Here is a 24,370-nt window from a genome sequence, read left to right as displayed (position 1 = left end):
GCGAACCGACAGGAAACGGAAAATGAAATTTCATCGTTATGTTACGGCGCTTTTCGGCGCACTCGCCCTTGCTTTTCTCGCCACGGGATGCACGATTCCGGTGATGGCGACCGGGAAATACGCGGCGGAGGACTCCGGGCGGGAGGATTACGCGGTGGTCTACCAGGATAAGATCTTCCTGCACATCAAGGCGCCGGAGCTTTACAACGGCCGGGCGTCCTACTGGGACTGGGCGGGGAAATATGAGCTCACCAGCGCCGGAGAAATTCGTCCGGACATGGATCGGGAGACCGCCAAGCTCTGGAACTTCTACTACACCTTTCTGAGCAAGCGGGAGGGGATTGTGGTGAACGACCTGAGCGAAAACAAAGGTTATCTGCTGCGCTTCCAGCCGACGGCGAAGCGCCCGGTGATCCAGTCGGCGATGCCGCTGGACGACGCCGAACCGATGCAGTAACATTCTCCGCCGGAACAGGGTTTACCGCGCCAGCGTGCCGCGCAGGTGCCCGAAGAGGTTGTGTCCGCCATAGAGAAGTGGATGGCAGGCGCTCTGGATGCCGTTCCGGCAACGGACCAGTGTGAAGTTGATCTCCTCTCCCGGCCGCGGCGGATTTCCCCGCTGGTAGCCGGGAACTTCCCGCCACGGCACGGCGATCTCCACCGAGTACCCCTGCTCCGTCCGCCGGGCGGCGGCCCGCAGTCCCTGTACCGACTCCTCCGGCGTAACGAGGTAGGAACCCCACCGGTTGTTCTGGCCGAGTGCGTCATAGACCGAACCATCCGGAGCGACGACGATCTCCCAGTAGGTACGGAAGCGGATTCCGGGCCCGAGAAAGAGTTCCACCGCATCGGCGTGCCACGGCGCCCCGCCGCCGGCGGGGTTGTAGGGTTCCGCACGCGGAGAATTCTGCCGGATGGTGACGCCGACGTAGAAAAAAGTCTCGTCCCACATCACACGCCAGACGGTTCCGCTCGGCACCTTCTCTCTGGATGAAATAGGATACTCATCGCGGAAGGTGAGCGCATGGTTCCAGGCGGTCTCGTCGCATGCGCCGTCGATCGACGGCGCGACGGAGGCAAATGGAATCGCGACGGCGGGCGGGGTTTTCTCCGGCCAGCTCAGCCCCTTCCGGATTTCGGAATCCAGGTGCCGGATGGTTTCTCCTGCGCGGGCAACCTCTTCCGGGTCGGCGGGGATCAGCCGCCCGGTGAGAATCGCCTTGGCCCGGGAGGAGTCGGCGGCGGCGATCTGGTTGACCATATATTCGGCCGGAGTGTTCTTCCCCGCGAGGTAGAAGTCGTAATCGAACTTCTCCGCGAGAAGCCTCTCCTCCGATTTCGGAGAAGAAAAACACCCAGCCAGCAGCAGAAGCGTACCGATTCCGACACACAGCAACCCTGTTTCTCTCATATCCACTCACTCCGTCAGAATGAGATTGCTCCAGACAAACGGATTCTGATGCGGGTGCTCCGGCGAGAGGGAAAAGACCGCGCGCCGTCCGTTGCGGTCGCGGTTGATCGCCTCCAGAGAAAATCCGCATCGGGCGTCTGGCTGCAGTTTCAGGTCATGGAACAGTTCCGCCGGAAAAAAGAGCGCATATTCCGTCCGGCCGCCCCCATGGGAAATCCGCACGCTCACCCGGTCGCACCGGCGCTGCTCTTCCCCCTGCAGAACAACCGGCTTCCCCGCCACCTGGGCAATGCGGAAAACAAGGTCATCCGCATCGTAGGATTTGCGTCCTTCCCGGGCATTCTCCTTCTGATTGAAATAGACGACTGCCGAATCGTACTCCCAGAACACCTTTCCCGGTGGCGGCGGCAGAAAATCCCGGTCGGCAAGGCGGATCGTCACGGCGATTCCCTCCGGACTCCAGCCGACGGAACAGTTCGCGGCAAAATTGCCGTTCCGGTCAAATTCACGAGCGGATTGAACACAGGTCAACGGATACCGAACCTCCGAATCAGGAATCGAAAATTTCTGCGAAGCAAGCGGCAGCCGTTTTGCGATGACCGGCTGGAACCGGAGGGAAAACAGCTCCTCCTTCCCCGTCGTCACGCGGCGAAGTCGCAGAAAACCCGCTTCGCCGGCCCGGGACTCTTTTCGCTGAATTCGGAACTGCAACGCCTTTTCCGCCCCGGCGGGAAGTTTCACCGTTTTCTCATTCTCCTCGACCTGCCATCCCTTCGGCAGATCGACCAGAGAAAAGGTACTCTCCACCGGTTCAGCGGCGGGGTTTCGAACGTACAGCGTCAATGCCTTCCCGTCTGGCGAAAAACGGTGTTTGACCGAAAGTTCCGGCACGGCGAAATATGGCTTGAGCGTAGCATGCTGCAGCGCATACCAGACCGCAGCCGGCCGGTTCTGACGATAGAGCTGTGCGGCATGAAGCGCGGCGGGCAGGCTCTTCGGCAGCCGCTTCATCCGTTCCTCCACCTTCTCCAGAAGCTGCCTGGGCGGCTCCTGAAGAACGCGCGTCACCGGAACGGCCTGATCCTGATGAAACACACGAAGTTCGTAACCGCCGATTTCGAGTTCGGCCGCTTCGATCTTCTCCCCGGAAACGGCATCCGTCAGGTGGAACGGCCGCGCTCCGGCGAGCTTCACCCGGGCGGGCCAGGCACAGAGGTTGACCAGATAGAGAATTTTCCCGTTCTGACGCACGAAAACCGGATCATTTACCCCGGGAGCAGGAGCGAACGACTGTTCCGGAATCTCCGAAAAAGCACGGTAGAAACGGCGGAACTTCTCATAGGCGCCGGTCTCCGGATTGCCCCACCAGCCGTGGTTGATCATCAGCGGATCACACTGCGCGGTGAGCCAGGCAAGGTTTTCCAGTACGAATTCCTCATCCGGCAGCGGAGTCGAGAAGGAAATGAGATTGCGCGGTTCCGTCCCGCGTGAAGTGGGAACATGGCCGCCGCCCTGCCACATTTCCAGATTGTCGTGCAACGTAATCTGAACGTTGCGGATTCCCGGAATTTTCCACAGAGAAAAGAGCGCATCCGAAAAGTTGAGCACCCGCTCATCATTTCTGCTGTTCACCACCCGGGTGTAATTGGGGCGGATATCCGGCAAAACGATCAGATTCGGAATCGCCGCCAGCGCCTTCAGATCCAAGCCCTGTTCGCGGTAGTGGCGGTTGAGATCAGGCAGGAGCCCCCGGGCAAGCTCCTCCGCCATCGCCGGAGCAACTCTGCCGATGGACACCCGGAGGATCAGTTTTCGCCCCTTCAGTTCCCGCACCAGTTCAGCGGTCAGAGCCGTCACCTTCCGGCAGCGCCACTCAAGCCAGGCGGACCATTCATTTTCGCGAAGCCACTGATACCGTTTCTGAAAGCGGTCCCGGCCGGTAAATTCGGGAAGTGCCGACCCGGTTTCCGCCCGGTAAAGAGAGGCGTTGTAATCCCCGTAACCGAACTTCGGACTGGAAAAGTGAAGCGGTTCTGTCGCCTGATAATCGATCCCCTGAAACATCGGCGAAGTCTGGTAGCGCTCGAGACAGGCGCGGAAAATCTTCCGGAACGTCGCAATCGAACGGGGATGAATCGGATTAATGGCCCGGTGCCGCACGATTGCGAGCGTATTGTCTGCACTGAAGAGCTCGGGAGCATCCTTCCCCCGTTTTTCCGCCTCGTCGAAATCCCGGCTCAAATACACCTCGCCCATCTCCATGGCGAAGCCGGTCGGTGTGTTGCCGTTGCTCCAGCCGGAGAGGTGATTCAAGGAGAGATAGTAGGGAATCTGCTCCCGATCGGCGGTCCGGGCGAACATGTCGAGAAACGCGGGCGGAAAGTGGCCAGCCGAGTAAAGACTGTCGAGCAGCCGCCGGTCCCCGGGCGCGCTGTTGCCGCCATAGTCATAGAAAAGAGTGCTCCACATACTCCAGCCGATGTAACGGGTGTATTGTACCATGAGGTCGAGTTTCTCCCGCCAGAAGTCATAGTTGCTCGTCTCGGCGTTCCACTGGTACTGGTTGAACCAGGTGTAGGAAAACATTGTGGGGTCCTCGTTCCAGTTCATGATTTTCCGACCGGCGGGATTCAGAGGATTTTCCGGCAGCGTTCCTTTGATCTCGTAAAGCCGGATTTTAGACACGGCAGGCCCGCTTTCACCGTTGCGGTTGAAGTGAGAACCGAAAATCACGCCGATCTCCGGACGGTTTTTCGCGGTGGCAAAAAGAAATCCTCTCTTCTGAATCTTTCCGGAAAGCGGGAAGTTGTCGCCGGTAATGACGCCGCAGGCATCCAGGAACGGCGAGGAGAAGGAATCGCCGGAGACCTGAGAAATTCCGCAGTAGAATGTCCGCACCCGGTCATCCGGGTACTCAAACTCCAGCCAGTGCATCTTCCCCGGATTCTTCAGCGCCATGCGGTAGGTAAATCCGCTGTTGGGCGCCCTGCCGAGGGTCTCCCGGAAGGCGGTTCCATTCAGCGTCCCGATCCGGCAGTTTCCGTCGTCAGCATAACGACCGGAAACGGGGGGCGCGGCGCAGTCGATCTCCGCGATCAGCTCCTTTTCGATGGTGTCTCCGGCCCGCTGACGAGAGAGTTTTCCGCCGTGAACCACCGGAAACAATGCCGAAAAAGAGTCTCCCCGGGAACTCTTCAGCTCAATCCGGTAATCCCCGGCATCCGCCGGGGTCCAGGAGAATTCACGAACCGCATGGGAGCAGGGCGGCACCGCGGCGGACAACTCCGCCTCCGCCACCCGGGAACCATCCGGCGCATAGACCGAGACCCGGCGTGCCTCGGAGAGCTCCTGCGCCGTGCCGTTGTCAAATCCCACCCGGACACTCGCTTTTTTCCCTGCAACGGCGGAGAGATCCAGCAGAAACGGAGTGACCGGCCGTTTTTCGCAATACTGCCGTGCGATCTCCTCCGCCGTCGGCGCATTCCGGTAAAGGCGGATCCGGGCAATGGCCCCCTGAAACGACGACATCGCCTCTTCGCGCCCGAAATGCAGAGACCGGAGGGTCTCCGCTCCGCTCATCCACTCCCGGTAAAAGACGAGCCTCCCGTCGAAATAGATCTTCCGATACCGACTGTTGTCCCACACATAGGCGACATGATGCCACTCATCTTTGAACATCTGGGCGGGAACGCTGCAATACATCGACGCGCCAAAATAGAGGCGGGCGTGTGCGAGAAACGCACGGTTGCCGGTTCGTTCCAGACGCCAGAATCCCTCTCTCCGGGGATCAAATTTATAGTCGCGGTCAAAGCGCACCCAGAAGGAGAGTGCGCCGGACCTCACATTTTTCTTTTCATCAAACGTCAAATTCAGCACACTCTTCCCGGAGAAGAATTCGGCACACGGCCCCAGAAATGGGTCCTCCTTCACCCGGACATCGGTAAAAGAATTCTTCGGAAGCGGCGTCCGGAAGTCATTCTCATAAATCAATTCCACCTTCTGAATCCTCTCTTTTTCGCCGTCAGCCGCTCCGGCAGACACCAGCCGGGGCGCAGAAAGTTCCATCGGTTTCGCCGATTCGATATCCACCCGCCAGCGGTAATACTGATTGTCGGCGGAGGCGGGAAAGATGAATTCATAGACGTTGCTCTCATCTGTCGTGTGAATCTCCGGCGAAGTGGTATGGGTCGCCTTCCATCCATCCACCTTTTTCCACTGGGCGGAGGTGAGATAAAATCTGATCTTGCCCTGCCCTTTGATCTGCACGGACGTTTTCAACCGGGAATTTTCCGGAAGGATCAGCATCGGCGAATAGAGGGAATAGCTGCTGTTGGCGGGGATTTTGACTCCTCCCCCCGGCAGGGGAGAGAGCGCAACGGCGGAAGAGCCGGTTTTCGCATGTTTGAGCGCGTCCCAGCCTCCGGAACAACTCCCATCCGGATTGAACTTGAACTCCGGCTCCGGCAGCAGATTTTCCGCGGATTCCGGTTGGAGAGGGACGAGCCGGATATTTCGCAGCAGCAGCCTGCCGGGCGCGCTCATGGCCGGTACTCCGTTGAATCGGAGCAAGGCGGTGGACTCCCTGGTGATCTTGAGCGGAATTCGCAGCTTCTGAAACCAGGGGCGATAACGTACGGGGAGCAGATTCTGTTCTTTTCCGGCAAAAAACATGGCCTGCAGCGAGGTTTTCTCCGTACCGTTTTCCAGTTTCACTTCAAACGAAAGATCATAATTCCCGGGAATAAGTTTCTGTAAACTGATTTGAAAAAGATTGTGCCGCCACGACGCAGCCGGTTCAATCGGCGAAGATTTTTTTTCGTCAATAGTAAGCTCCGCGCAGGCAATCAGCGCGAAAAGAAAAACAATACCGCTGAAAGATCTTTTCATTCCATCTTCTCTCTTAAAACAAATTTTCTTCCGGACAACAGATTCCGACGCGAATTAGTGCGGCACATTCCAGGGTGATCCGTACCGCACATCGATCAGGTTGGTCGGGTAGGGCGCGGGAATCCATTTCACGTGGAGATCCGCGTACAGAAAATTCGCCCCTTTCGAGTGACGGGTTGCAACGTGGTAAGGCGGCGCATTCAAGTCAAAGATGGAATTTGCCTGATTGTATCCCGCCAGAATCGATGCACTGTTCGACGTCCCCGCGCTGTCCGCCGCAACGGCATAGATGGATGGATTCCAGCTTTTTCTGATATTCATCGTCTGCTTGAGCGACATGCCGTTCATAGGATACCAGGTCTGGTGTCCGCTCAGCAGGCCGTTGACTCCATACGAACGGAACGACTGGTAATCATCCCCGCCCCAGGAGAGTGCGTGCTTGCAGGGAGACGGATCGGCGGGGCAGACAAAAAGCCCTTCCGGCGTCTCCTGCGGAGTCTTGGTCTGCCGCCGGTATCCGGTGTAGCCGAGCCAGTTCAGCATATCATGCCACACCTGATTGTACGGCTTCCCCCAGGAGTACAGCGAACGGGGATACCAGGTTGCGTTGTCATTCATGTATCCGTCGAGTGCGAAGGCGATCTGCTTCATATTCGCCATGCAGCCGGTCGCTTTGGCTTTGTCCCGCGCCTTGTTCAGTGCCGGCAGCAGCATGGCGGCCAGAATCGCGATGATCGCGATCACGATGAGGAGTTCGATGAGGGTAAAACTTCTTCTTCTCATACACTGCCCTTTCCCGTTTCCATGGTGAAACTTTCTGCTTATAATTATGCCTGAACTCCTCTGGAAAAACAACCCCGGAAAAATTTTTTTGAAGGAAAACAGATGAAAATCAGGGTAACAAAATGTAAATCCCGGTTGCTTTTTTCTTTTCATCCAGTATAGTATTCACATAATCAGCACGGAGAGAACGATGAAGCCTGTCACCATACGCGACCTTGCCGAAGCCGCCGGGACTTCGATCGCCACCGTCTCCCGGGCGCTCTCCGGCGCGCCCAAAGTGGGAAGGGAGACCCGGAGCCGCATCATCCATCTCGCCGAGGAGCTCGGCTACCGGAGCGGAAACCACCGCAAGACCATCGGCGTCGTCCTGCCTTCCGTGGAGGTCCCCAGGTTCGATGCCTACACGGCAACCCTTCAGAAAGCTTTGACATTGGAAATCTACCGGCGCGGTTACCGCTCCATCATCCTTTCGTTTGAAGATATCGAACTGCTCAATGAAACGCTGGTCGACGGCGTCCTCTCCTTCGATTTTCTCGGCCGGATCGGCAGGCACTGGCCCCACATCAAATCGCTGCCGCTGGTCTGCCTCAACGACCTCCCCAACAACCTCGACCAGGTCTACAGCGTCGCCTCCGATGAACTGCAGGGGATGAAACTCGCAGTCGATTACCTCGTCAGCCGCGGACACCGCCGGATCGGATTTCTCCGCTACCTCAGCCCGAAATTCTGGAAGGACATCCGCCGCCAGACCGGCTTCCTCGCCGCCATGCGGGAACACCGGCTGGAATCCACCGCCTTCGTGGAACTGTACAACACGCAAAGCGATTACAACGCCCTCGGTGCGTTGCTCGACAAGAACGTCACCGCCATCTTCGCCGCCGACGGAGAGAGTTCCGGCGCCCGGGTTCAGGGCATTCTCCAGCAGTTCGGCAAACGGGTCCCGGAGGATATCTCGATTGTCGGGTGGGAGAGTGAACAGCTCTCCAATTTCCTGCGCCCGCGCCAGACCACGCTCGCGCAGAACTTCCCCAAACTCGCCGCAGAAAGCCTCAATCTGCTCGAACACCTGATGGACGGCACCCCCCATCAGAAAAACATTCTGGTCGAATACCAGCTCATCGAACGCGACAGCGTCGCCATCCTTTGAACTCGTCTCCCCCCGGAAAAAGCCCGCAATTCCGGGGGAATCCAGTTGCTTTCTGCTCCGGCGCGTGTATATTACCCGCTATTTCAATTTTGACAAGGGATGAAAATGGAGTTCTTCGGAATACGCAAATCTTTCAGCCGCCGGAATTTTTTCGGCCATGGCGGCTATCTGGAAATCTGCCGCGTCGCCTATCCGCTCATCATCATGAGTGCGAGCAACAGCATCATGCAGTTCGTCGACCGCAAGTTTCTGGCGGAAAACTCGACGCTCGACGTCGCCGCCTCCATGCCGGCCGGAATCCTCTACTTCACGCTCTTCGCCTTCTTCATGTCCACCTGCAACTACACCTCCGCCCTGGTCGCCCAGTACCACGGCGCCAACGACCGCTCCAGCGTCCTCCACGCCGTCTGGGCCGGGCAGACCCTCGCCGTCGCCGCCGGCGTCATCATCACCTTCCTCATTCCGCCGATCGGAAGGTTCTGCATCCTCCACAGCGGGCACCCCGCCGAACTCATCTCGCGCGAACTGGAATACTTCTCCAGCCTCCTGCCCAGCGGCGTCTTCCTCTGCATGGCCGCCCCCTGCTTCGCCTTCTTCTCCGGGCAGGGAAGAACCATTCCGGTCGCGGTCATCAACATCTCCGGATGCCTTCTCAACATCTTTCTCGACTACATCTTCATCTTCGGCAAGTGCGGACTGCCCGCCTTCGGCATCTTCGGCGCCGGAATCGCCACCAGCATCTGCTGCTTCTGCATCATGGCCGCCGCCATGATCTGTTTCTACGCCCAGAACCAGCGCAAGATCCCCACCCGCAAACGGTGGGAGTTCCGCCCCGAACTGATCGGGAAACTGATCCGCTTCGGCGCCCCCGCCGGATTCCAGACCTTCATCGACGTCGGCGCCTGGACCATGGTCTCCTTCCTGATCGGACACCTCGGCCCCGCCGCGCTCGCCGCCAGCGTCATCGCCCTGTCGATCAACAACATCTACTTCGTGCCGCTGCTCGGACTCTCCGACTCCACCGCCATCGTCGTCGGCCAGTACATCGGCCGGCAGCGCCACGGCATCGCCCAGCAGGCCGCCTACCGCGCCTGGAGAATCTCCGCGGTCTACGCCTTCTGCGGCGTACTCGTCTACATGCTCCTGCCGGGCACCCTCGCGGAATTCTTCTCCCCCGCGCAGCAGAGCAGCGTCGATTTCGCCGAGGTCAGCAACATCTGCGTCGGCGTCCTCGCCGCCGCCGCGCTCTTCAACGCCTGCGACAGCATCAAATTCGTCTTCATGGGCGCCATGCGCGGCGCCGGGGACACGGTGGCGATCTTTCTGCTCAACTCCCTCACCGCATGGGGACTGCTGGTTCCCGGAACTCTCCTGCTCACCCTGGTGTTCCGCGCCTCCATCTACGTGGTCTGGAGCTTCGTCGCGATGGTCTGCGTCATCGACGCGATGATCTTCCTCTGGCGGTTCCAGTCCGGCAAATGGAAGACGATCAAGCTCATCAGCCACACCGAGGCCGAACCGCTCGAGGTGGAACAGGCGGTCTACGACCGGATCACCTCCTGAGTGCACTTTTCTTTCGCACTACGGGTGGGAGAAGGGGGCGGCGCGGAAACTGCCGGGCGAAACTCCGGTGTGTTTCCGGAAAATCCGGCAGAAATACTGCACCGATGAAAATCCGCTCCGGCGCGACGCCTCCTCCACCGTCGCCCCGTCCAGCAGGAACCCCTGCGCCCGCCCCAGCCGGACCGCGTTGAAGAACTGCATCGGCGAACTGCCCGTTTCCTCCCGGAAGATCGCGGAAAAACGGCTCTCCGACCACCCGGCGTTGCCGGCGAAATCCGCCACGCTGAGCGGTTCGGAGTAGTGAAGCTCCATATATTCCAGAATCCGGACAATCTCCGGATGGATCCTCCGCCCCCGCTCCCGCCGGTCGGAGAGGTGCGAAAGAGCGGTGATGACGAACTCCTGCCCGAGCACGCTCCGCCACGAACGGCCCAGCGGCGCGTCGTCGGCGGCATTCTCCAGAAAGGCGCGGGCAATCCGTTCGAACTCCTCGACCGGCGCGTGTCCGGTCCGGAAGATTCCCCGCCGCAGATTGAACCGCTCCGCCGGTTCCGGCAGCTGGTCGGGCGGAAAGCGGCGGAAGAAGATCTGCATCGCCCGCGACCGCGGCGAATCGCTCCCGACGTCGTGCAGAAGCTCCGGAGAGAGTAAAATCCAATCCCCCGGCCGGATCAGCACCTCCCCCCCATCCGGGATACGGAAGAGGAATTCCCCCAGCAGCGACGCGGTCAGCTGCCAGGCGGAATGACGGTGGATTGCGGTAGTATAAGGCTTTGGGTACAAAATACTTTCATACCACATCCACGGTTCCGGCATATGCAGATGTATCTCGGTGTTTCCCATGGGGGAAAATATATCGACCCCCATGCGGAATTGCAAGTAAAATAAGAGAAAAATGCAATAAAACAACCGTTTTCTGCCATTGCCGTTCCGGAAAAAGAACCGTATATTACGTCTGCAGAAGCGGAAAATCGCGGGAACAAACTCAACCTGTCGCATCCGGAGGTATCGAAATGAGACGGTTATTCTTCCAGAAACCCAACGCAACCGTAATCACCGCAATCATGACCGGCCAGACGCCGGAAAGCCTGATCGGCCAGTCGCGCGGCGCCGAATTCGACGGCGCCGACGCCATCGCCGTCGATCTCTGCGACCTGCGGCCGGAGTTCCGCAACCGGGAGTCGCTCGAACGGGTCATCAACGCCGTGAATCTGCCCTTCATGTTCTACTTCTACCGCAACGACCGCCACAAGATCGCCAACGACGACGAGAGCCGGCAGGGGCTGCTGCTCGCCGCGGCGGAGGCCGGCGGCGGCATGATCGACGTGATGGGCGACCTCTACGACCCCTCCCCCAACGAGATCACCCGCAACCCCGCGGCGATCGCAAAACAGAAACAGCTGATCGCCAAAATCCACGAGATCGGCGCGCAGGTGGTGATGTCCTCCCACCCGAACAAGGCGATGAGCGCCGAAGCGATCCTCGAACAGCTCCGCGCCTTCGAACAGCGCGGCGTCGATGTGGTGAAGATCGTCACCACCGCCGACACCGACGAGGAGTTCACCGAGACGGTCCGCGCGACCATGCTTCTCCACCGGGAGCTCAAGACGCCGTTCATCCACCTCTGCAACGGCCGGTTCGGCCGGCTCCACCGCTACCTCGGGCTGAAGCTCGGCGTTTCGATCACCTTCGCGGTCCACAATTTCGAAGCGGACATCGGGTTCACCCAGCCCTCGGTGCGGTCGATGAAGAGCGTGGCGGAGATCATTCCCTGGCACATCGGAACCTTCTGCAACTGAAAAAAACCGGCAAACATCAAGGAACAGGACATCATGAAGTTCGATCATCGAGTCGCCGTCATCACCGGCGCGGCCGGCAGAATCGGCCGCTCTCTCGCGGAAAAACTCTGTGCCGAGGGCGTCGCCGTCGCGCTGGCCGACCTCGCGGCGGAAAAAGCGGAAGCCGTCGCCGCCTCCCTCCGGGAGAAGGGCGGAAACGCCCGCGCCTACTCCCTCGACGTGCAGGCGCCCGAGAGCGTGCAGGCGATGGCGGAACAGGTGCTGGCCGACTTCGGCAAGGTGGACATCCTCGTCAACAACGCCGGCGTCTGGCTGCCGTCACTGGTCTCCGAGACCAGCGAGGAACAGTGGCTCCGGATGATCGACATCAACCTCAACGGCACCTTCCGGGTCACCCGGGCGTTTCTGCCGTCGATGCTGGCAAACGGCTACGGCCGGATCCTCCAGCTCGGCTCCATCGCCGGAGAGGTCGGTCTGCCCTGCTATGCCGGATATTCCGCCGCCAAGGCGGGCGTCATCATGCTGACCAAGGTGATGGCGATGGAGCTGGCCAAAAAGAACATCACGGTCAACTGCGTCTCCCCCGGCATGATCGGCGACGACATCAAATCCACGCCCTACACCTGGATCGGGCGCACGGGCCTCGGGGAGGAGGTGGCGGATCTGCTCCTCTTCCTCGCCGGCGACGACGCCTCGTTCATCACCGGCGTGGACTACACCATCGACGGCGGGCGCATCCTAGGACCGCACGGCAACGACCTCTGAACCGGGCTTGATTCATTTGCATAAAAGGTTCCGTTTTTTCGAAACCGCCCGGCTCTTTGCACACTCTTTTACAGAAAAAGCCGCCGGGCGGATTTGAGAAAACCGCTTCCGCCGCTATCTTGAAAAAAGAGCCGGAATTCCAGCCACACGGCAGCCGGCGCGGTTCAATTCGTTTTTGAGGTGAAAGAAGATGGATCATCCGAAAAAAGTTCTCGTTCTCGGCGCCACCGGCGCGATGGGGCAGTATCTGGTTCCCCGCCTTGCCTCGATGGGCTATCAGGTGGACGCGGTCGCCCTGGTCGACCCGAAAGAGCCGGTTCCCGGCGTAAACTTCCTCAAAGCCAACGTCAAGGAGCCGGGGGTCCTGCCGCGCCTTCTGGAGAACCGTTACGACGGCATCGTCGACTTCATGATCTACTCCTCGTGGGAGCTGCCCGGCCGCCTCGCCTGCTTCCTCGACCACACCGGTCACTACATCTACCTCTCCAGCTACCGGATCTACGACAACAAGGAGCATCCGATCCGCGAGAGTTCGCCCCGGCTGATCGACGCCTCCGAAAACATCGTGCTGCGCAACTCGGACGACTATTCGATCTACAAGGCGCGCGGCGAGAACATTCTGCGCAGCTTCCCCCGGAAGAACTGGACCATCATCCGCCCCGCCATCACCTATTCGCTCATGCGCTATCAGCTCGTGACGCTGGAGGCCCCGAACACCGTCGGCCGTGCCCGCGCCGGCAAGGCGGCGGTGGTGCCGGAGCAGGCGAAGAACGTGCAGGCCACCATGAGCTGGGCCGGCGACGTCGCCCGAATGATCGCCGGACTGCTCTTCCTCGATCAGGCGCGCGGCGAGACCTACACCGTCTCCACCTCCGAACACCGCACCTGGGGCGAGATCGCCGACTACTACAAGGAGATCTGCAACCTTCAGTCGATCTGGGTGGACAAGGAGGAGTACATTTCGATTCTGAATCCCGACCCGTACAGCTTCGGCGCCCGGTGGCAGCTCGAATACGACCGGCTCTTCGACCGGATCATCGACAATTCGAAGATCCTCGCCGCCACCGGAATGACCCAGGCGGAGCTCATGCCCCTCTACGACGGGCTGGAGCACGAGATCTCCCGCTGTCCGGCGGATGTCGAGTGGCCGGTCAACGAACGGATGGATTCCTTCCTCGCGAACCGGAAGTAGCCGAAAGGGTCACTTCCGGCGCGGACAGCCGAAGGAGCGCCCGGCGACGATCGGCCGGAAGCAGCCGTTGCAGCGGTCGCAGGCGGCGGGCGCCATCTCTCCGGTGTGCCAGCGCAGCACCAGCTCCGGCTCGCGGATCAGCGGCCGCGAAAGGGAGATGAGATCGCACACCCCTTTCGTCACGGTCTCCATGCAGGTGAAGAACTCCCGGAACCCGCCGACCAGAATGACCGGAATCCGGACCGCGCTCCGCACCCGGCAGGCGGTGTCGACGTAGTAGGGGCCGCCATTGACCGCGCGGACCGAACCGAGTTCCGGCGGCGCCGCGGGGACTCCGCCGGAGAGTTCGATTGCGTCGACGCCGAGCGTTTCGAGTTTCCGGCAAAGTTCGACGCAATCGGCCGCCTGAAAGCCGTCGGCGACGAAATCCTCGCTGTTGATCTTGACCAGCACCGGGAACGCGGGGCCGACCGCCCGCCGGATCTCCGCGACCACCTCGCAGAGGAAGCGGGAGCGGTTTTCCGGCGAACCGCCGTACTCGTCGGTTCTGCGGTTGTAGTGGCCCGAGAGGAACTGGCTCAGCAAATACCCGTGGGCGGCGTGGATCTGGACGCCGTCAAATCCGGCTTCCCGCGCCCGGACCGCCGCCTCGGCGAACTGTTCGACCAGCTGTCCGATCTCTCCGGAGGAAAGGGCGCGGCAGGAAGGGCGGCGCGACGAAGCCTGAAACGGCGACGGACCGGCGGCGGTCTCCGGATCGAGTGCGAATCCCCCCGCGTGAGCCAGCTGCAGAACAATCCGGCTCTCGAGCCGGTGGATCTTTTCCACCGTCTCCGCCCAGGGGGCGATGCAGGCGTCCGTCGCGGCGGAAGCCTGGTTGCGTCCGGCCCGTCCGGCGGGGGCGACAAAGGCGTGGCCGGAGACGATCAGCCCGACCTCCCCGTCGGCCAGTCCGATCAGGATCTCTTCGAGGCGCCGGTTCCAGAGTCCGTCGGGACCGAGCACCCCTTCGTGGGTCGCCGACCGCACAAAGCGGTTCGGCACGGTCATGGTGTTGATCTTCACCGGAGTAAACAGAATGTTGGCCATGGTTCCCCTCACATCGTTTCCCCGCCGCCCGGTCAGAGCAGCCGGAGCTGGATCATATCATCGTTTTCCTCCGCGGCGCCCTTGCGCCGGCGGGAACGGACGGTATTGCGCGGCAGCTGGGCGATGGCGTCGCGCGGCGCGTCGGCGGCCTTCTCCAGAAGTTCGAGAATCACGTTGGCCCGTTCGATGACCGGAGCCGGAATCCCCGCCAGCTTGGCGACGTGGATGCCGTAGCTGCGGTCGCTGGCGCCGGGGACGATCTGCCGCAGGAAGATGATCTGGTCGCCGTACTCCTTGACCGCGACGTTGTAGTTGTTGACGCCGCGGCGGGTCTGCGCCAGTTCGGTAAGTTCGTGGTAGTGGGTGGCGAACTGGGTCCGGCAGCGGCACTGCGGGTCGTCGTGCAGGAACTCCGCCACCGCCCAGGCGATCGACAGCCCGTCGAAGGTGCTGGTGCCCCGGCCGATCTCGTCGAGAATCACCAGACTTTTCGGCGTGACATGGTTGAGGATGTTCGCGGTCTCGACCATCTCCACCATGAAGGTGCTCTGCCCGCGGGCGAGATCGTCCGCCGCGCCGACCCGGGTGAAGATGCGGTCCACCAGCCCGATTTCGGCCGATTCCGCCGGAATGAACGAGCCCATCTGCGCCATGATGACCAGAAGGGCGGTCTGGCGGATGTAGGTGGATTTGCCCGCCATGTTCGGGCCGGTGATGATCATCATCCGGTTGCGGTCGCCGTCGAGCAGGCAGTCGTTGGGGACGAATTTTTCCGCGCCGAGCAGCGCGTCCAGCACCGGATGGCGGCCGCCGCGGATGATCAGCCGGTCATCCTCGAAGATGCGCGGGCGGCAGTAGCGGTGGAGCCGGGCGCATTCGGCCAGCGAAGCGAGCGCATCGACCTCGGCAAGCACGTCGGCGGCGTTCTGAATCTTCGCGGTGAATCCGAGCACATATTCGCGCAGCTCCTGAAAGAGCTGGTATTCGAGCGCGCGCGCCTTCTCCTCGGAGCCGAGGATCTTGCTCTCCAGCTCCTTGAGTTCCGGCGTGATGAACCGCTCGGCGTTGACCAGCGTCTGTTTGCGGATATAGTCCTCCGGCACCGCGGCGAGGTTGGCCTTGCTCACCTCGATGTAGTAGCCGAAGACCGAATTGAACTTCACCTTGAGCGACTTGATGCCGGTGCGCTCCTGTTCGCGCTGCTGGATCTGCGAAAGCCAGCTCTTGCCGTCGGTGGCGGCGGCGCGCAGTTCGTCGAGCTGCGGGGAGAATCCCGCCCGGATTACGCCGCCGTCGGCGAGCAGTGCCGGCGTCTCGTCGGCGATCGCGGCATCGATCCGTTCGGTGAGTTCCGGGAAGAGTTCGAGCCGGGAGTTGAGCTGTTCGAGCAGCGGCGCGGCGAAGACGCCGAGCAGCGTCTTGACGCCGGGGAGCACCCGGAGCGAAGCCGAGAGCGTCTGCAGGTCGCGCGGCCCGGCGCTGCCGACGTTGAGTCTGCCGACGATCCGCTCCAGATCGCGGACGACGCCGATGGTCTCGCGCAGTTCGGCCAGCGTCAGCGGGTCGAGGGTGAACTGTTCGACCGCGTCGAGCCGGGCGACGATGGCGTCGTGGTCGCAGAGCGGCCGGAGCAGCCAGCCGCGCAGACGGCGGCCGCCCATCGGGGTGACGGTGTGGTCGAGCACGCCGAGCAGGGAGCCGTTCTTGCCGGAGCCGAACATGGTCTCGACCAGTTCGAGGTTGCGCTGAGAGATCGAATCCAGCTCGAGCGAATGGTCCAGCGAATAGAGTTCGAGCCGGTTGATGTGGGCGGCGTCCTGCCGGAGGTTCTCGGTGGCGTAACGGAGCACCGCGCCGGCGGCGGCAACCGAAAGCGGCAGGTCGCGGCAGCCGAATCCGTCGAGGGTGGCGACCTGAAAATGTTCCTTGAGGAAGGATTCCGAGCGTTCGAATTCGAATTCGTCGGAGTCAAGCTCGGTCCAGAGGATCTTGTTCCGGGTCTCCGGCCAGGAGTCGTTGGCGCGGAACTCGGCCGCGAGCTTGTGGGAGATGACGCATTCGCGGGTGTTGAGCCGATCAAGTTCGGTCCGGAGCTTCTCCGGCGACGCGGTTTCGGTGACCCGGAACTCTCCGGTGCTGATGTCGAGACTGGCCAGCGCACTGCGGTCGCGCCCCGCGACGAGGGCGGTGAGATAGTTGTTGCAGGCCGGGTTGAGCAGTGCGTTGTCGATGATCGTGCCCGGGGTGATGATGCGGGTCACCTGCCGCTTGACGATTCCCTGCGCCAGCTTGGGGTCCTCCATCTGCTCGGCGATGGCGACTTTGACGCCCGCCGCCACCAGCCGGGGGAGGTAGTTCTCCAGCGCGTGGTAGGGGAAGCCGCACATCGGCACCCCCTGCCGCTTGGTGAGGGTGAGTTCGAGCACGGAACTCACCCGCTCGGCATCCTCGAAGAACTCCTCGTAGAAGTCGCCGAGCCGGAAGAGCAGCACCGCATCGGCGGGGATCGACGCCTTCGCCTCCCGGTACTGCCGCATCATCGGGGTGAGATTCTCTTCCATCCGGACCGGTTCCCCCTCTATTCCTTCACGTACTTGCCGATTCCGGTGACCGCTTCGATCCGGCCGATGTAGAAGCTGTGGTAATCGCGGTCGGGGTAGTGCTCCTCCACCAGGGATTTAAGGAAGAAATTGCGGCCGTCGAGCTTGCCGCGGCAGAGCCGGGTGCACTCCACGGCGAGTTCCGCCTCGCGGTAGATCGGGGCGTCGACCTTCTTCGCCGCGACCGGGGTGAGTCCGGCGCGGGCGATCTTGTCCGGCACGTCGCGCCCGGAGACGCTGCCGAGCTGTTCGACCACCTCCTGATATTTCCGGTCGGAAAATCCGCAGAGCGTGAAGGTGGAATACTCTTCGAGAAATTCGAAGGTCCGCCGCTGGGGGCGGACAAAGACGATCGCCGCCGGCACGCCCCACAGTTCACCGAAAAATCCGCTGCTGACCGGCATCGCGTTGAACATTCCGGTGACGAACTCCCCGGAGGTGAGCAACATGCGTCTTCTGTTCCAGATGGAAAAAATTCCGGCATCGAACTCGTCGAGTCCGATCGGTCGTTTGGCACGTTTTCCGAGCATCGTACCTCTCCCCGCCTAACGGCTGCGCCCGGTTGTGATTTCGACGGCGACGGCGCGGGCGTAACGCGCGGCACCGGGTTTCTCCACCCGCACACGGACCTGCTCCACCGGCGGATATTCGAGCACCAGTTCTCCGATGGCGCCGGCGAGCCGTTCGATCAGCAGAAAGCTCGATTCCGAAGCCAGACGGGTGATCCGTTCTTCGATTTCGGCGTAATTGACCGTATCCTCCAGCGCATCGCTCGCCGCCGCGCGGGAGAGATCGAGGCTGATTTCGACGTCGATCACCACCGCCTGGCGGCGGAGCCGTTCCGCCGGATAGACGCCGATGACCGGATTGACCCGGAGGCCGGAGAGAAAAATTCTGTCCACGCGCGCCTCCCGGTCACTTCCGGTTGAGGTGATACAGTTCGCGCTGCCGGTCGGTCGGGAACATCAGCAGATAGTAGCGCACATCATCCCAGAAGCTGTCGGAGCGGAAGTAGTCCGCATACCCCACCGGCAGATGGGTGACCGCCTGCCAGAGGATCGGCGACTGCGAAAACGGCGGCTCCGCCTTCCCGCCGCGCCGGTCGAAACGGGCGCTGGCGACCGTGGCGCGGCCGTCGCCCGGAGCGTAGTCGGCGATGGAGAGACGGCCGGTCCGGCGGTCGACCAGCAGCCGGGAGGCCGTCGGCACCCCGTTCCCGACAAAGAGGAAGAGCGCGACGTTTTTCGGCGGCTGCGCGGGGGTGTCCATCGCGGTCCGGAACTGTCTGGCACGGCGCAGATAGAGATCCAGCCGTTCGGCGGCGTCCTTCGAAGCGGCCTGCACGGCCGGATCGGCGAGTCCCCAGCGGTTGGCGCTCCAGACCGCCGGGTCGAAGAGATCAAGCGCCGGCCCGTCGGGCGCATCCGCGTAGTGGACCGTGCCGCCGTTCACGCCCGGCAACATCTGATAGGCGGCCGGCGACGCGGCGGCGGGAACGCCGGAAAGGACCGGCGCGGCCGGGTCGGGCAGAGTTCTACCGACCATTTCGGCGAAGACGCCGAGCGTGCCGTCACTGGGCGTGCCGACCAGGATCACCTTGTCCACCAGTCCGGCGCCGCGCCAGTCGAGCAGCGGCAGCGAGATGCCGTTCTCCGGGAGCAGCTGCCCGCCGTAGCGCAGATAGTAGCGGGCGAGCAGACCGCTGACGCCGGGCGCGAAGAGGTCGAACCGGATGTCGCACTTCGTTTTCGGGTACTTTTCAGCGTATTTCTTCTGCAGCTGAGCGCGCAGCCCGGAGAGAAACTCATGCAGTTTCGCCGCGTTGCCCGGAATGTCCAGCTTCGGATCGCAGGAGAAGCGGAAAAGCTCGGTGTATCCGGCGTCGGCCAGCTGCTTCATCGCGCCGCCGCACTCCGGGTCGGCCGGTTTCGAGCTGAATCCGGCGTCGAACACCACCACCGGATTGCGTCCGGGCCCGGCGAAGCGGATCGCCTCCTCCTCGGCGGCGCCGCGGGAGGGACGGGCGGGCGCGGCCTTTTCCGCCTCTTTTTTCACGGGGTTCTCCACCGCGTTCCCGGCGGGCGCGGCGGGAGCGGTTTCGGCGGCAGGAGCGGTTTCAACAGAGACACACCCGGCGAGCAGAAGCATCGCCGCACCGGCAAAGAGAGCAGAGAAGATCGTTTTCATAGTTTCCTCCGGAAAAAACATTTTTCATACAATACCACCGCTTTGACACTTTGGCAAAAGCGGTGCCGGAGATTTTTCCGGAAATTCCATGGCAACAGAGGCGGAAGGGCGGGAAAATCGCAGGAAAGCGGAGGATTTTTTCATATTCCGGGTTGAACCTGCCGCCGGAAGAGGGTATATTACACAGTAAAATAACACCCAAAATTCAGCTTTGAGGAATTCTATCATGCGCTACATCGATCAATTCATGGCCGCTTTTCCGTTCGAAGGGCTCACGTTCGACGACATTTCCCTGGTGACTCAGTACGCCGACTTTCTGCCGCACGACGCCAACGTCTCGACCCGGTTTTCCCGGAACGTCACGCTGAACATCCCCTTCGTCAGCGCGGCGATGGATACAGTCACCGAAAGCGCGATGGCGATCGCGATGGCGCAGCTGGGCGGTCTGGGTGTGATTCACAAAAACCTTTCCATCGAAAAGCAGGCCGAAGAGGTGCGCAAAGTCAAGTACTATCTCAACGGCGTCATCCGCACCCCGGTGGTCTTCCACCCGAATCAGACCGTGGCGGAGATGATGGAGGAGAAGCGGCGCAAGAAGTACTCCTTCTCCGGATTCCCGATCGTCGACGACTCCGGCAAGCTGGTCGGCATCATCACCAGCCGCGACATCAAGTTCCTCACCAACTACAACATCCGGATCAGCGACGTGATGACCCGCACCCCGGTGACCGCCAGCGATTCGGTTTCGATGAACGAAGCCTACCGGATCATGGTCGAAAACAAAGTGGGCAAACTGCCGATGGTCGACAAATCCGGTAAACTCACCGGCCTCTACAGCTTCCTCGACGTCAAGACCCTGATCGAAAAGGACGAGCCGGACTACAACCGCGATTCCCACCACCAGCTCCGCGCCGCCGCCGGCATCGGACCCTATGACGAGGCCCGCGCCGACGCGCTGGTCAACGCCGGAGTCGACGTGCTGGTGCTCGACACCGCGCACGGCCACTCCAAGGGGGTCATGGAGACGGTCAAGCTCTTCAAGAAGCGCTACGGCGACCGGGTCGATATCGTCGCCGGCAACATCGCGACGGCGGAAGCGGCCAAGGCGCTGGTCGACGCCGGCGCCGACGGCATCAAGGTCGGCATCGGCCCCGGTTCGATCTGCACCACCCGCGTGGTGGCGGGCGTCGGCGTGCCGCAGGTGACCGCGGTCTATGAAGTGGCCAAGACGGTTCCGGCGGATGTTCCGGTGATCGCCGACGGCGGAATCAAGCAGTCCGGCGACGTGGCCAAGGCGCTGGCGGTCGGAGCCGACTGCGTGATGATGGGTTCCGCGCTGGCCGGTACCAGCGAGAGCAACGGCGAAATGATCCTCCACCAGGGCCGCAGCTACGTCTCCTACCGCGGCATGGGCAGTCTGGAGGCGATGAAGACCGGCAAGGGCAGCCGCGAACGGTACGGTCAGGATGATGTCGATGACGACTCCAAGCTGGTGCCGCAGGGCATCGAGGCGATGGTGCCCTTCCGCGGTCCGGTGAAGAATGTGATCTGCCAGTTCGTCGGCGGGTTGCGCTACTCCTTCGGGTACTGCGGCGCGCGGACGGTCAAGGAGTTCCAGGAGAAGGCGCGGATGGTCCGGGTGACCGCCGCCGGACTGCGCGAAGCGCATCCGCACGACGTGACCATGCTCAAGGACGCCCCGAACTACACCGCGTCGAACTGAACGGAAAGGCGGCGCCTCATGCGAATGATCCGGAACATTCTGGCCGCGCTGCTGCTCGTTTCGGCGCTCGCCGCCGGAGCGGCGGAGAACGGGCGGATCGGCGTGGTCAATCTCGAGAAGATCTTCCGCGAATATTACAAGAGCCGGATTGCCGAAGATGCGATCAAGCAGCAGGCGGAGGTGTACCGCACCTATTTGATGCGGCTCAACGACCAGTTGCGCACCCTCAAGGAGGAGGCGCGCGCCGCGCGGCTCAACAGCCAGAATCTGGCGCTCTCCGAAGCGGACCGCAAAGCCGCGGTCGACAAGGCGGACGCCAAGGCGCGCCAGGTCTCCCAGAAGGAGGCGGAGATCGAACTCTACGCCACCGAAGGGAGCGCCTCTCTGCGCAAAGTCGAGCAGCAGAAGCGCGAAGCGATCATGGCGGAAATTTACCAGGAAATCCGCCGCCGGGCGGCGGCCGAAGGGTATGCGTTCGTGCTCGACAGCTCCGGCAAGACGATGAACGAACAGCCGACTCTGCTGCTCTGCCCGCCCTCCAGCGACTTCACCGCCGCCGTTCTCACCGAACTGAACCGGACGAGGACAAAGAAGGTCGACGCCCCCGCCCCGAAACCGGCGCCGCCGGAACCTGTCAGCAAACCTTAACCTTCAGGAAGGAAGCATTGTATGAACCACGTCACTCTCACCGCCGCGAAAATCGCGGAAATGGTCAACGGCAAACTGATCGGTTCGCCCGACCGCACCATCTCCAGCGTCTCCGGTATCCGGGATGCGCAGAGCGATCAGCTCTCCTTCATCGGCAACAAGAAGTACCAGCACCAGCTCGAAAGCACCAAAGCGGGCGTGGTGCTCGTCTGCCCCGACCTCGCCGATGCTCCGGCGGTGGACCGCACTCTGATCGTCTGTGACAACGTCGATTACGCCTTCGCCAAGGTGATCGCGGTCTTCGCGGAGGAGCCGCCGAAGTGGCCGGTCGGAGTCCACCCCTCGGCGGTGGTCTCTCCTGACGCGAAGCTCGGTCAGGGGGTCAGCATCAACGCCAACGCGGTGATCGAAGCGGGCGCGGAGATCGGTGACGGCACCGTGATCGGCGCGGGCTGCTACATCGGCCACGACGTGAAGATCGGCGCGGGTTCGCTGCTCTACCCCAACGTGACGGTCATGTACCGCTGCGTGATCGGGCGCAAGGCGGTGATCCACCCGGGCGTGGTGATCGGCGGCGACGGCTTCGGCTTCATCCCGACCAAGCAGGGGCTGGTCAAGGTGCCGCAGACCGGCATCGTCCAGATTGACGACGACGTCGAAATCGGCGCGAACACCACCATCGACCGCGCCCGTTTCGGCAAGACCTGGATCAAGAGCAACGTCAAGATCGACAATCAGGTGATGGTCGCGCACAACGTGGTGATCGGCGAAAGCTCGATTCTGGTCGCCCAGTGCGGCATCGCCGGCAGTGCCGAACTCGGCCGCGGCGTCGTGCTCGCCGCCAAGTCGGGCGTCAACGGCCACATCACCCTCGGCGACGGGGTTCAGGTCGCCGGAACCAGCGGCGTGGTCAAGAGCCTGCCGGCCGGCGCGATCGCCCTCGGCACCCCGGCGGAATCCCAGCGCGAATTCATGGCGCGCCACACTCTGCCGAGCCGGTTTGAAAAGCTCTCCGCCAAAGTGGAGGCGCTCCGGAAGGAGATCGCCGAGCTCAAGGCGTCCAAATAACGCTTGTTTTTCGAAAAATGGCGGCAATGCGGCACATCCGGAACCTCCTGTTCGGACTCTGCGCATTGCCGCTCTTTTTGTCTCTTTCCGCCGCGGAGGAGGAACTTCCGCCGGACCCGTTGCGTGACCGGGCCCGCACGGGGGAGACCGCCGCGCAGCTTCAGCTGGCGAACGAATTCTTTTTCGGCCGCAACCGTCCGCGCAATCCGACGCTGGCGGCCTACTGGTTCCGCCAGGCGGCGGAGCAGGGCAGTCCGGAGGGGGCCTACAACTTCGCGGTCTGTCTCGAACGCGGCTGGGGAGCTGTGCAGAGTGCCAATCAGGCCTTTTCTTTCTACACCCGTGCGGCGGAAGCGGGCCGCCCGGAAGCGCGCCTTGCCCGGGCGCGGCTGCTCTACACCGGCGTAAAGGAGGAGAAGGGGGATGCCGGAACCCGTCCGGCAATTCCGGCGGAACCGGAAAAGGCACTCGACGAACTGCGCCGGCTCTCGGCGGAAAATTTCGTTCCGGCTAAATTCGAACTTGCGCGGCTTCTGGCGAGCGACCGCGAACGGCGGAAAAGCTGTGCAGCGGAACTCCGCGCCCGGCTGGAAGAGTACGCGGCGCAACCGAATCCGGAGCCGAAAGCTCTGCTTCTACTGGCCGAATGCCGTCGCGACGGCGTCGGCGGTTCCCCTTCGATGGAGCATGCCGCGGACGCGGTGGAGCGGGCGATGATGCTCGGCGATGCCGATGCGAAAGCGCTCTACGCCCGGATTCTGGAATACGGGCACGGGCGGCGGCCGGATCCGGAGCAGGCCTTCCGGCTGACGAAAGAGGCGGCGGAGGCGGGGTCCCCCCCCGCCCTGCTGCGTCTGGGGGACTACAAGCTCACCGGCGACCATCTGCCGCACGATCCGGGCGGCGCGGTGGAGTGTTTCCGCCGTGCCGCGGATGCGGGCTATCCGCCCGCCTTCTTCAAGCTCGGCAACGCCTATGCCGAAGGAATCGGCGTGGAAAAGAATCCTGTGCGCGCCTTCGAAGAGTTTTCCAAAGGTGCGCGTGCCGGTGAGCCCCGCTGTCAATATCGTGTGGGCCGCTGTTACCTTGACGGCACCGGCATTGCGGCCGATCCGGCCGGAGCGGTCTACTGGTTCCGCAGTGCGATCGGCCGCGGCAATGTGGAAGCGATGCGCGATCTCGGCCGCTGTCTTCTCGAAGGGCGCGGCGTCGAAAAGAACGAAGAAGAGGGAGCCAAGCTGCTTTCCGCCGCCGCCGCCGCCGGCGATCGCGCCGCCATTCTGATGCTCAACCGCAACTGACGGATCCCAGGAATCCGCCGTTTTTCCGCAGAAATAACGATAAAATCCGTCATTTTCGGCTGAAACGACGGTGAAATAACGGGCGTGGGGAGCGGGAGAGATGGGTGCACTCCAGGCCTCTTCGGATGGGCGAGGGCGGTACTGTGGCGGGAATTTCCGGCTTCTGTGGTGCGCGGTCGGGGCGGAGGCGGATATTCGAACTTCCGC

At 62.1% G+C, this 24,370-nt stretch carries 19 protein-coding genes; 10 read left to right on the top strand and 9 right to left on the bottom strand.

The genetic code is table 11. The annotated features are described in order from the left end of the window. The first annotated feature begins 22 nt into the window (after positions 1 to 22). Positions 23 to 457, top strand: coding sequence for a hypothetical protein (locus ACMLHG_RS05555; protein ID WP_294434682.1), 435 nt, complete (start codon positions 23 to 25; stop codon positions 455 to 457). A 21-nt stretch (positions 458 to 478) separates the two neighbouring features. On the opposite strand, the gene ACMLHG_RS05550 is transcribed toward ACMLHG_RS05555, so the two are convergent. From ACMLHG_RS05550 to ACMLHG_RS05540, 3 genes are read right to left on the bottom strand one after another with little or no spacing between them, the layout of a single operon-like run. Then, on the bottom strand, positions 479 to 1,411 hold the full coding sequence (locus ACMLHG_RS05550) for a carbohydrate-binding family 9-like protein (protein ID WP_417169839.1): 933 nt from the start codon (positions 1,409 to 1,411) through the stop codon (positions 479 to 481). A gap of 6 nt (positions 1,412 to 1,417) precedes the next feature. Continuing rightward, entirely contained in the window at positions 1,418 to 6,298 is a 4,881-nt protein-coding gene (locus tag ACMLHG_RS05545) for a LamG-like jellyroll fold domain-containing protein (protein WP_417169838.1), read from the bottom strand. 54 nt (positions 6,299 to 6,352) lie between these two features. Continuing rightward, positions 6,353 to 7,081 carry a prepilin-type N-terminal cleavage/methylation domain-containing protein gene (locus ACMLHG_RS05540; protein WP_417169837.1) on the bottom strand — a complete coding sequence of 243 codons (729 nt, stop codon included), beginning with the start codon at positions 7,079 to 7,081 and terminating at the stop codon, positions 6,353 to 6,355. Positions 7,082 to 7,271: 190 nt separating this feature from the next. Here ACMLHG_RS05540 and ACMLHG_RS05535 point away from each other — a divergent pair, with 190 nt between their 5' ends. Together ACMLHG_RS05535 and ACMLHG_RS05530 are read left to right on the top strand one after the other, a co-directional pair. Beyond that, on the top strand, positions 7,272 to 8,228 hold the full coding sequence (locus tag ACMLHG_RS05535; RefSeq protein ID WP_417169836.1) for a LacI family DNA-binding transcriptional regulator: 957 nt from the start codon (positions 7,272 to 7,274) through the stop codon (positions 8,226 to 8,228). A 105-nt stretch (positions 8,229 to 8,333) separates the two neighbouring features. Further along, on the top strand, positions 8,334 to 9,791 hold the full coding sequence (locus tag ACMLHG_RS05530; RefSeq protein ID WP_417169835.1) for an MATE family efflux transporter: 1,458 nt from the start codon (positions 8,334 to 8,336) through the stop codon (positions 9,789 to 9,791). Between the two features lie 18 nt (positions 9,792 to 9,809). Here ACMLHG_RS05530 and ACMLHG_RS05525 read toward each other — a convergent pair whose 3' ends face one another. After that, a complete protein-coding gene (locus tag ACMLHG_RS05525) occupies positions 9,810 to 10,592 on the bottom strand; it encodes an AraC family transcriptional regulator (RefSeq protein WP_294434671.1) in 783 nt (260 codons plus the stop codon). A 212-nt stretch (positions 10,593 to 10,804) separates the two neighbouring features. Here ACMLHG_RS05525 and ACMLHG_RS05520 point away from each other — a divergent pair, with 212 nt between their 5' ends. The 3 genes from ACMLHG_RS05520 (at position 10,805) to ACMLHG_RS05510 (ending at position 13,547) form a co-directional block, all read left to right on the top strand. Next, the gene (locus ACMLHG_RS05520; RefSeq protein ID WP_295808351.1) at positions 10,805 to 11,590 is read left to right on the top strand and encodes a type I 3-dehydroquinate dehydratase; all 786 of its coding nucleotides are present in this window, start codon (positions 10,805 to 10,807) and stop codon (positions 11,588 to 11,590) included. A gap of 33 nt (positions 11,591 to 11,623) precedes the next feature. Beyond that, entirely contained in the window at positions 11,624 to 12,355 is a 732-nt protein-coding gene (locus ACMLHG_RS05515) for an SDR family NAD(P)-dependent oxidoreductase (RefSeq protein ID WP_417169834.1), read from the top strand. A 190-nt stretch (positions 12,356 to 12,545) separates the two neighbouring features. Further along, positions 12,546 to 13,547, top strand: coding sequence for an NAD-dependent epimerase/dehydratase family protein (locus ACMLHG_RS05510; protein WP_417169833.1), 1,002 nt, complete (start codon positions 12,546 to 12,548; stop codon positions 13,545 to 13,547). A 9-nt stretch (positions 13,548 to 13,556) separates the two neighbouring features. On the opposite strand, the gene ACMLHG_RS05505 is transcribed toward ACMLHG_RS05510, so the two are convergent. From ACMLHG_RS05505 to ACMLHG_RS05485, 5 genes are read right to left on the bottom strand one after another with little or no spacing between them, the layout of a single operon-like run. Next, positions 13,557 to 14,636 (bottom strand): NADH:flavin oxidoreductase, encoded by a 1,080-nt coding sequence (locus ACMLHG_RS05505; RefSeq protein ID WP_417169832.1) that lies wholly within the window; start codon positions 14,634 to 14,636, stop codon positions 13,557 to 13,559. A 32-nt stretch (positions 14,637 to 14,668) separates the two neighbouring features. Then, the gene (mutS, locus tag ACMLHG_RS05500; RefSeq protein WP_294434662.1) at positions 14,669 to 17,197 is read right to left on the bottom strand and encodes a DNA mismatch repair protein MutS; all 2,529 of its coding nucleotides are present in this window, start codon (positions 17,195 to 17,197) and stop codon (positions 14,669 to 14,671) included. Between the two features lie 17 nt (positions 17,198 to 17,214). Further along, positions 17,215 to 17,766, bottom strand: a complete 552-nt coding sequence (locus tag ACMLHG_RS05495) for a flavin reductase family protein (protein WP_295808359.1) — start codon at positions 17,764 to 17,766, stop codon at positions 17,215 to 17,217. Between the two features lie 15 nt (positions 17,767 to 17,781). Then, a complete protein-coding gene (folB, locus tag ACMLHG_RS05490) occupies positions 17,782 to 18,138 on the bottom strand; it encodes a dihydroneopterin aldolase (RefSeq protein WP_294434657.1) in 357 nt (118 codons plus the stop codon). 13 nt (positions 18,139 to 18,151) lie between these two features. Further along, positions 18,152 to 19,423, bottom strand: a complete 1,272-nt coding sequence (locus ACMLHG_RS05485) for a hypothetical protein (RefSeq protein ID WP_417169831.1) — start codon at positions 19,421 to 19,423, stop codon at positions 18,152 to 18,154. Between the two features lie 226 nt (positions 19,424 to 19,649). Here ACMLHG_RS05485 and guaB point away from each other — a divergent pair, with 226 nt between their 5' ends. The 4 genes from guaB to ACMLHG_RS05465 are packed head-to-tail and all read left to right on the top strand — an operon-like array spanning position 19,650 to position 24,163. Continuing rightward, positions 19,650 to 21,146 (top strand): IMP dehydrogenase, encoded by a 1,497-nt coding sequence (gene guaB / locus ACMLHG_RS05480; RefSeq protein ID WP_294434653.1) that lies wholly within the window; start codon positions 19,650 to 19,652, stop codon positions 21,144 to 21,146. 18 nt (positions 21,147 to 21,164) lie between these two features. Then, positions 21,165 to 21,794, top strand: coding sequence for an OmpH family outer membrane protein (locus tag ACMLHG_RS05475; RefSeq protein WP_295808362.1), 630 nt, complete (start codon positions 21,165 to 21,167; stop codon positions 21,792 to 21,794). Between the two features lie 21 nt (positions 21,795 to 21,815). Then, positions 21,816 to 22,862, top strand: coding sequence for a UDP-3-O-(3-hydroxymyristoyl)glucosamine N-acyltransferase (gene lpxD / locus ACMLHG_RS05470; protein ID WP_294434649.1), 1,047 nt, complete (start codon positions 21,816 to 21,818; stop codon positions 22,860 to 22,862). Positions 22,863 to 22,888: 26 nt separating this feature from the next. Continuing rightward, entirely contained in the window at positions 22,889 to 24,163 is a 1,275-nt protein-coding gene (locus ACMLHG_RS05465) for a hypothetical protein (protein ID WP_417169830.1), read from the top strand. Positions 24,164 to 24,370 lie beyond the last annotated feature (207 nt).

It is taken from the genome of Victivallis sp. (assembly GCF_048170485.1).
Lineage (GTDB): Bacteria > Verrucomicrobiota > Lentisphaeria > Victivallales > Victivallaceae > Victivallis.
This window is presented reverse-complemented; position numbering and strand designations above follow the sequence as displayed.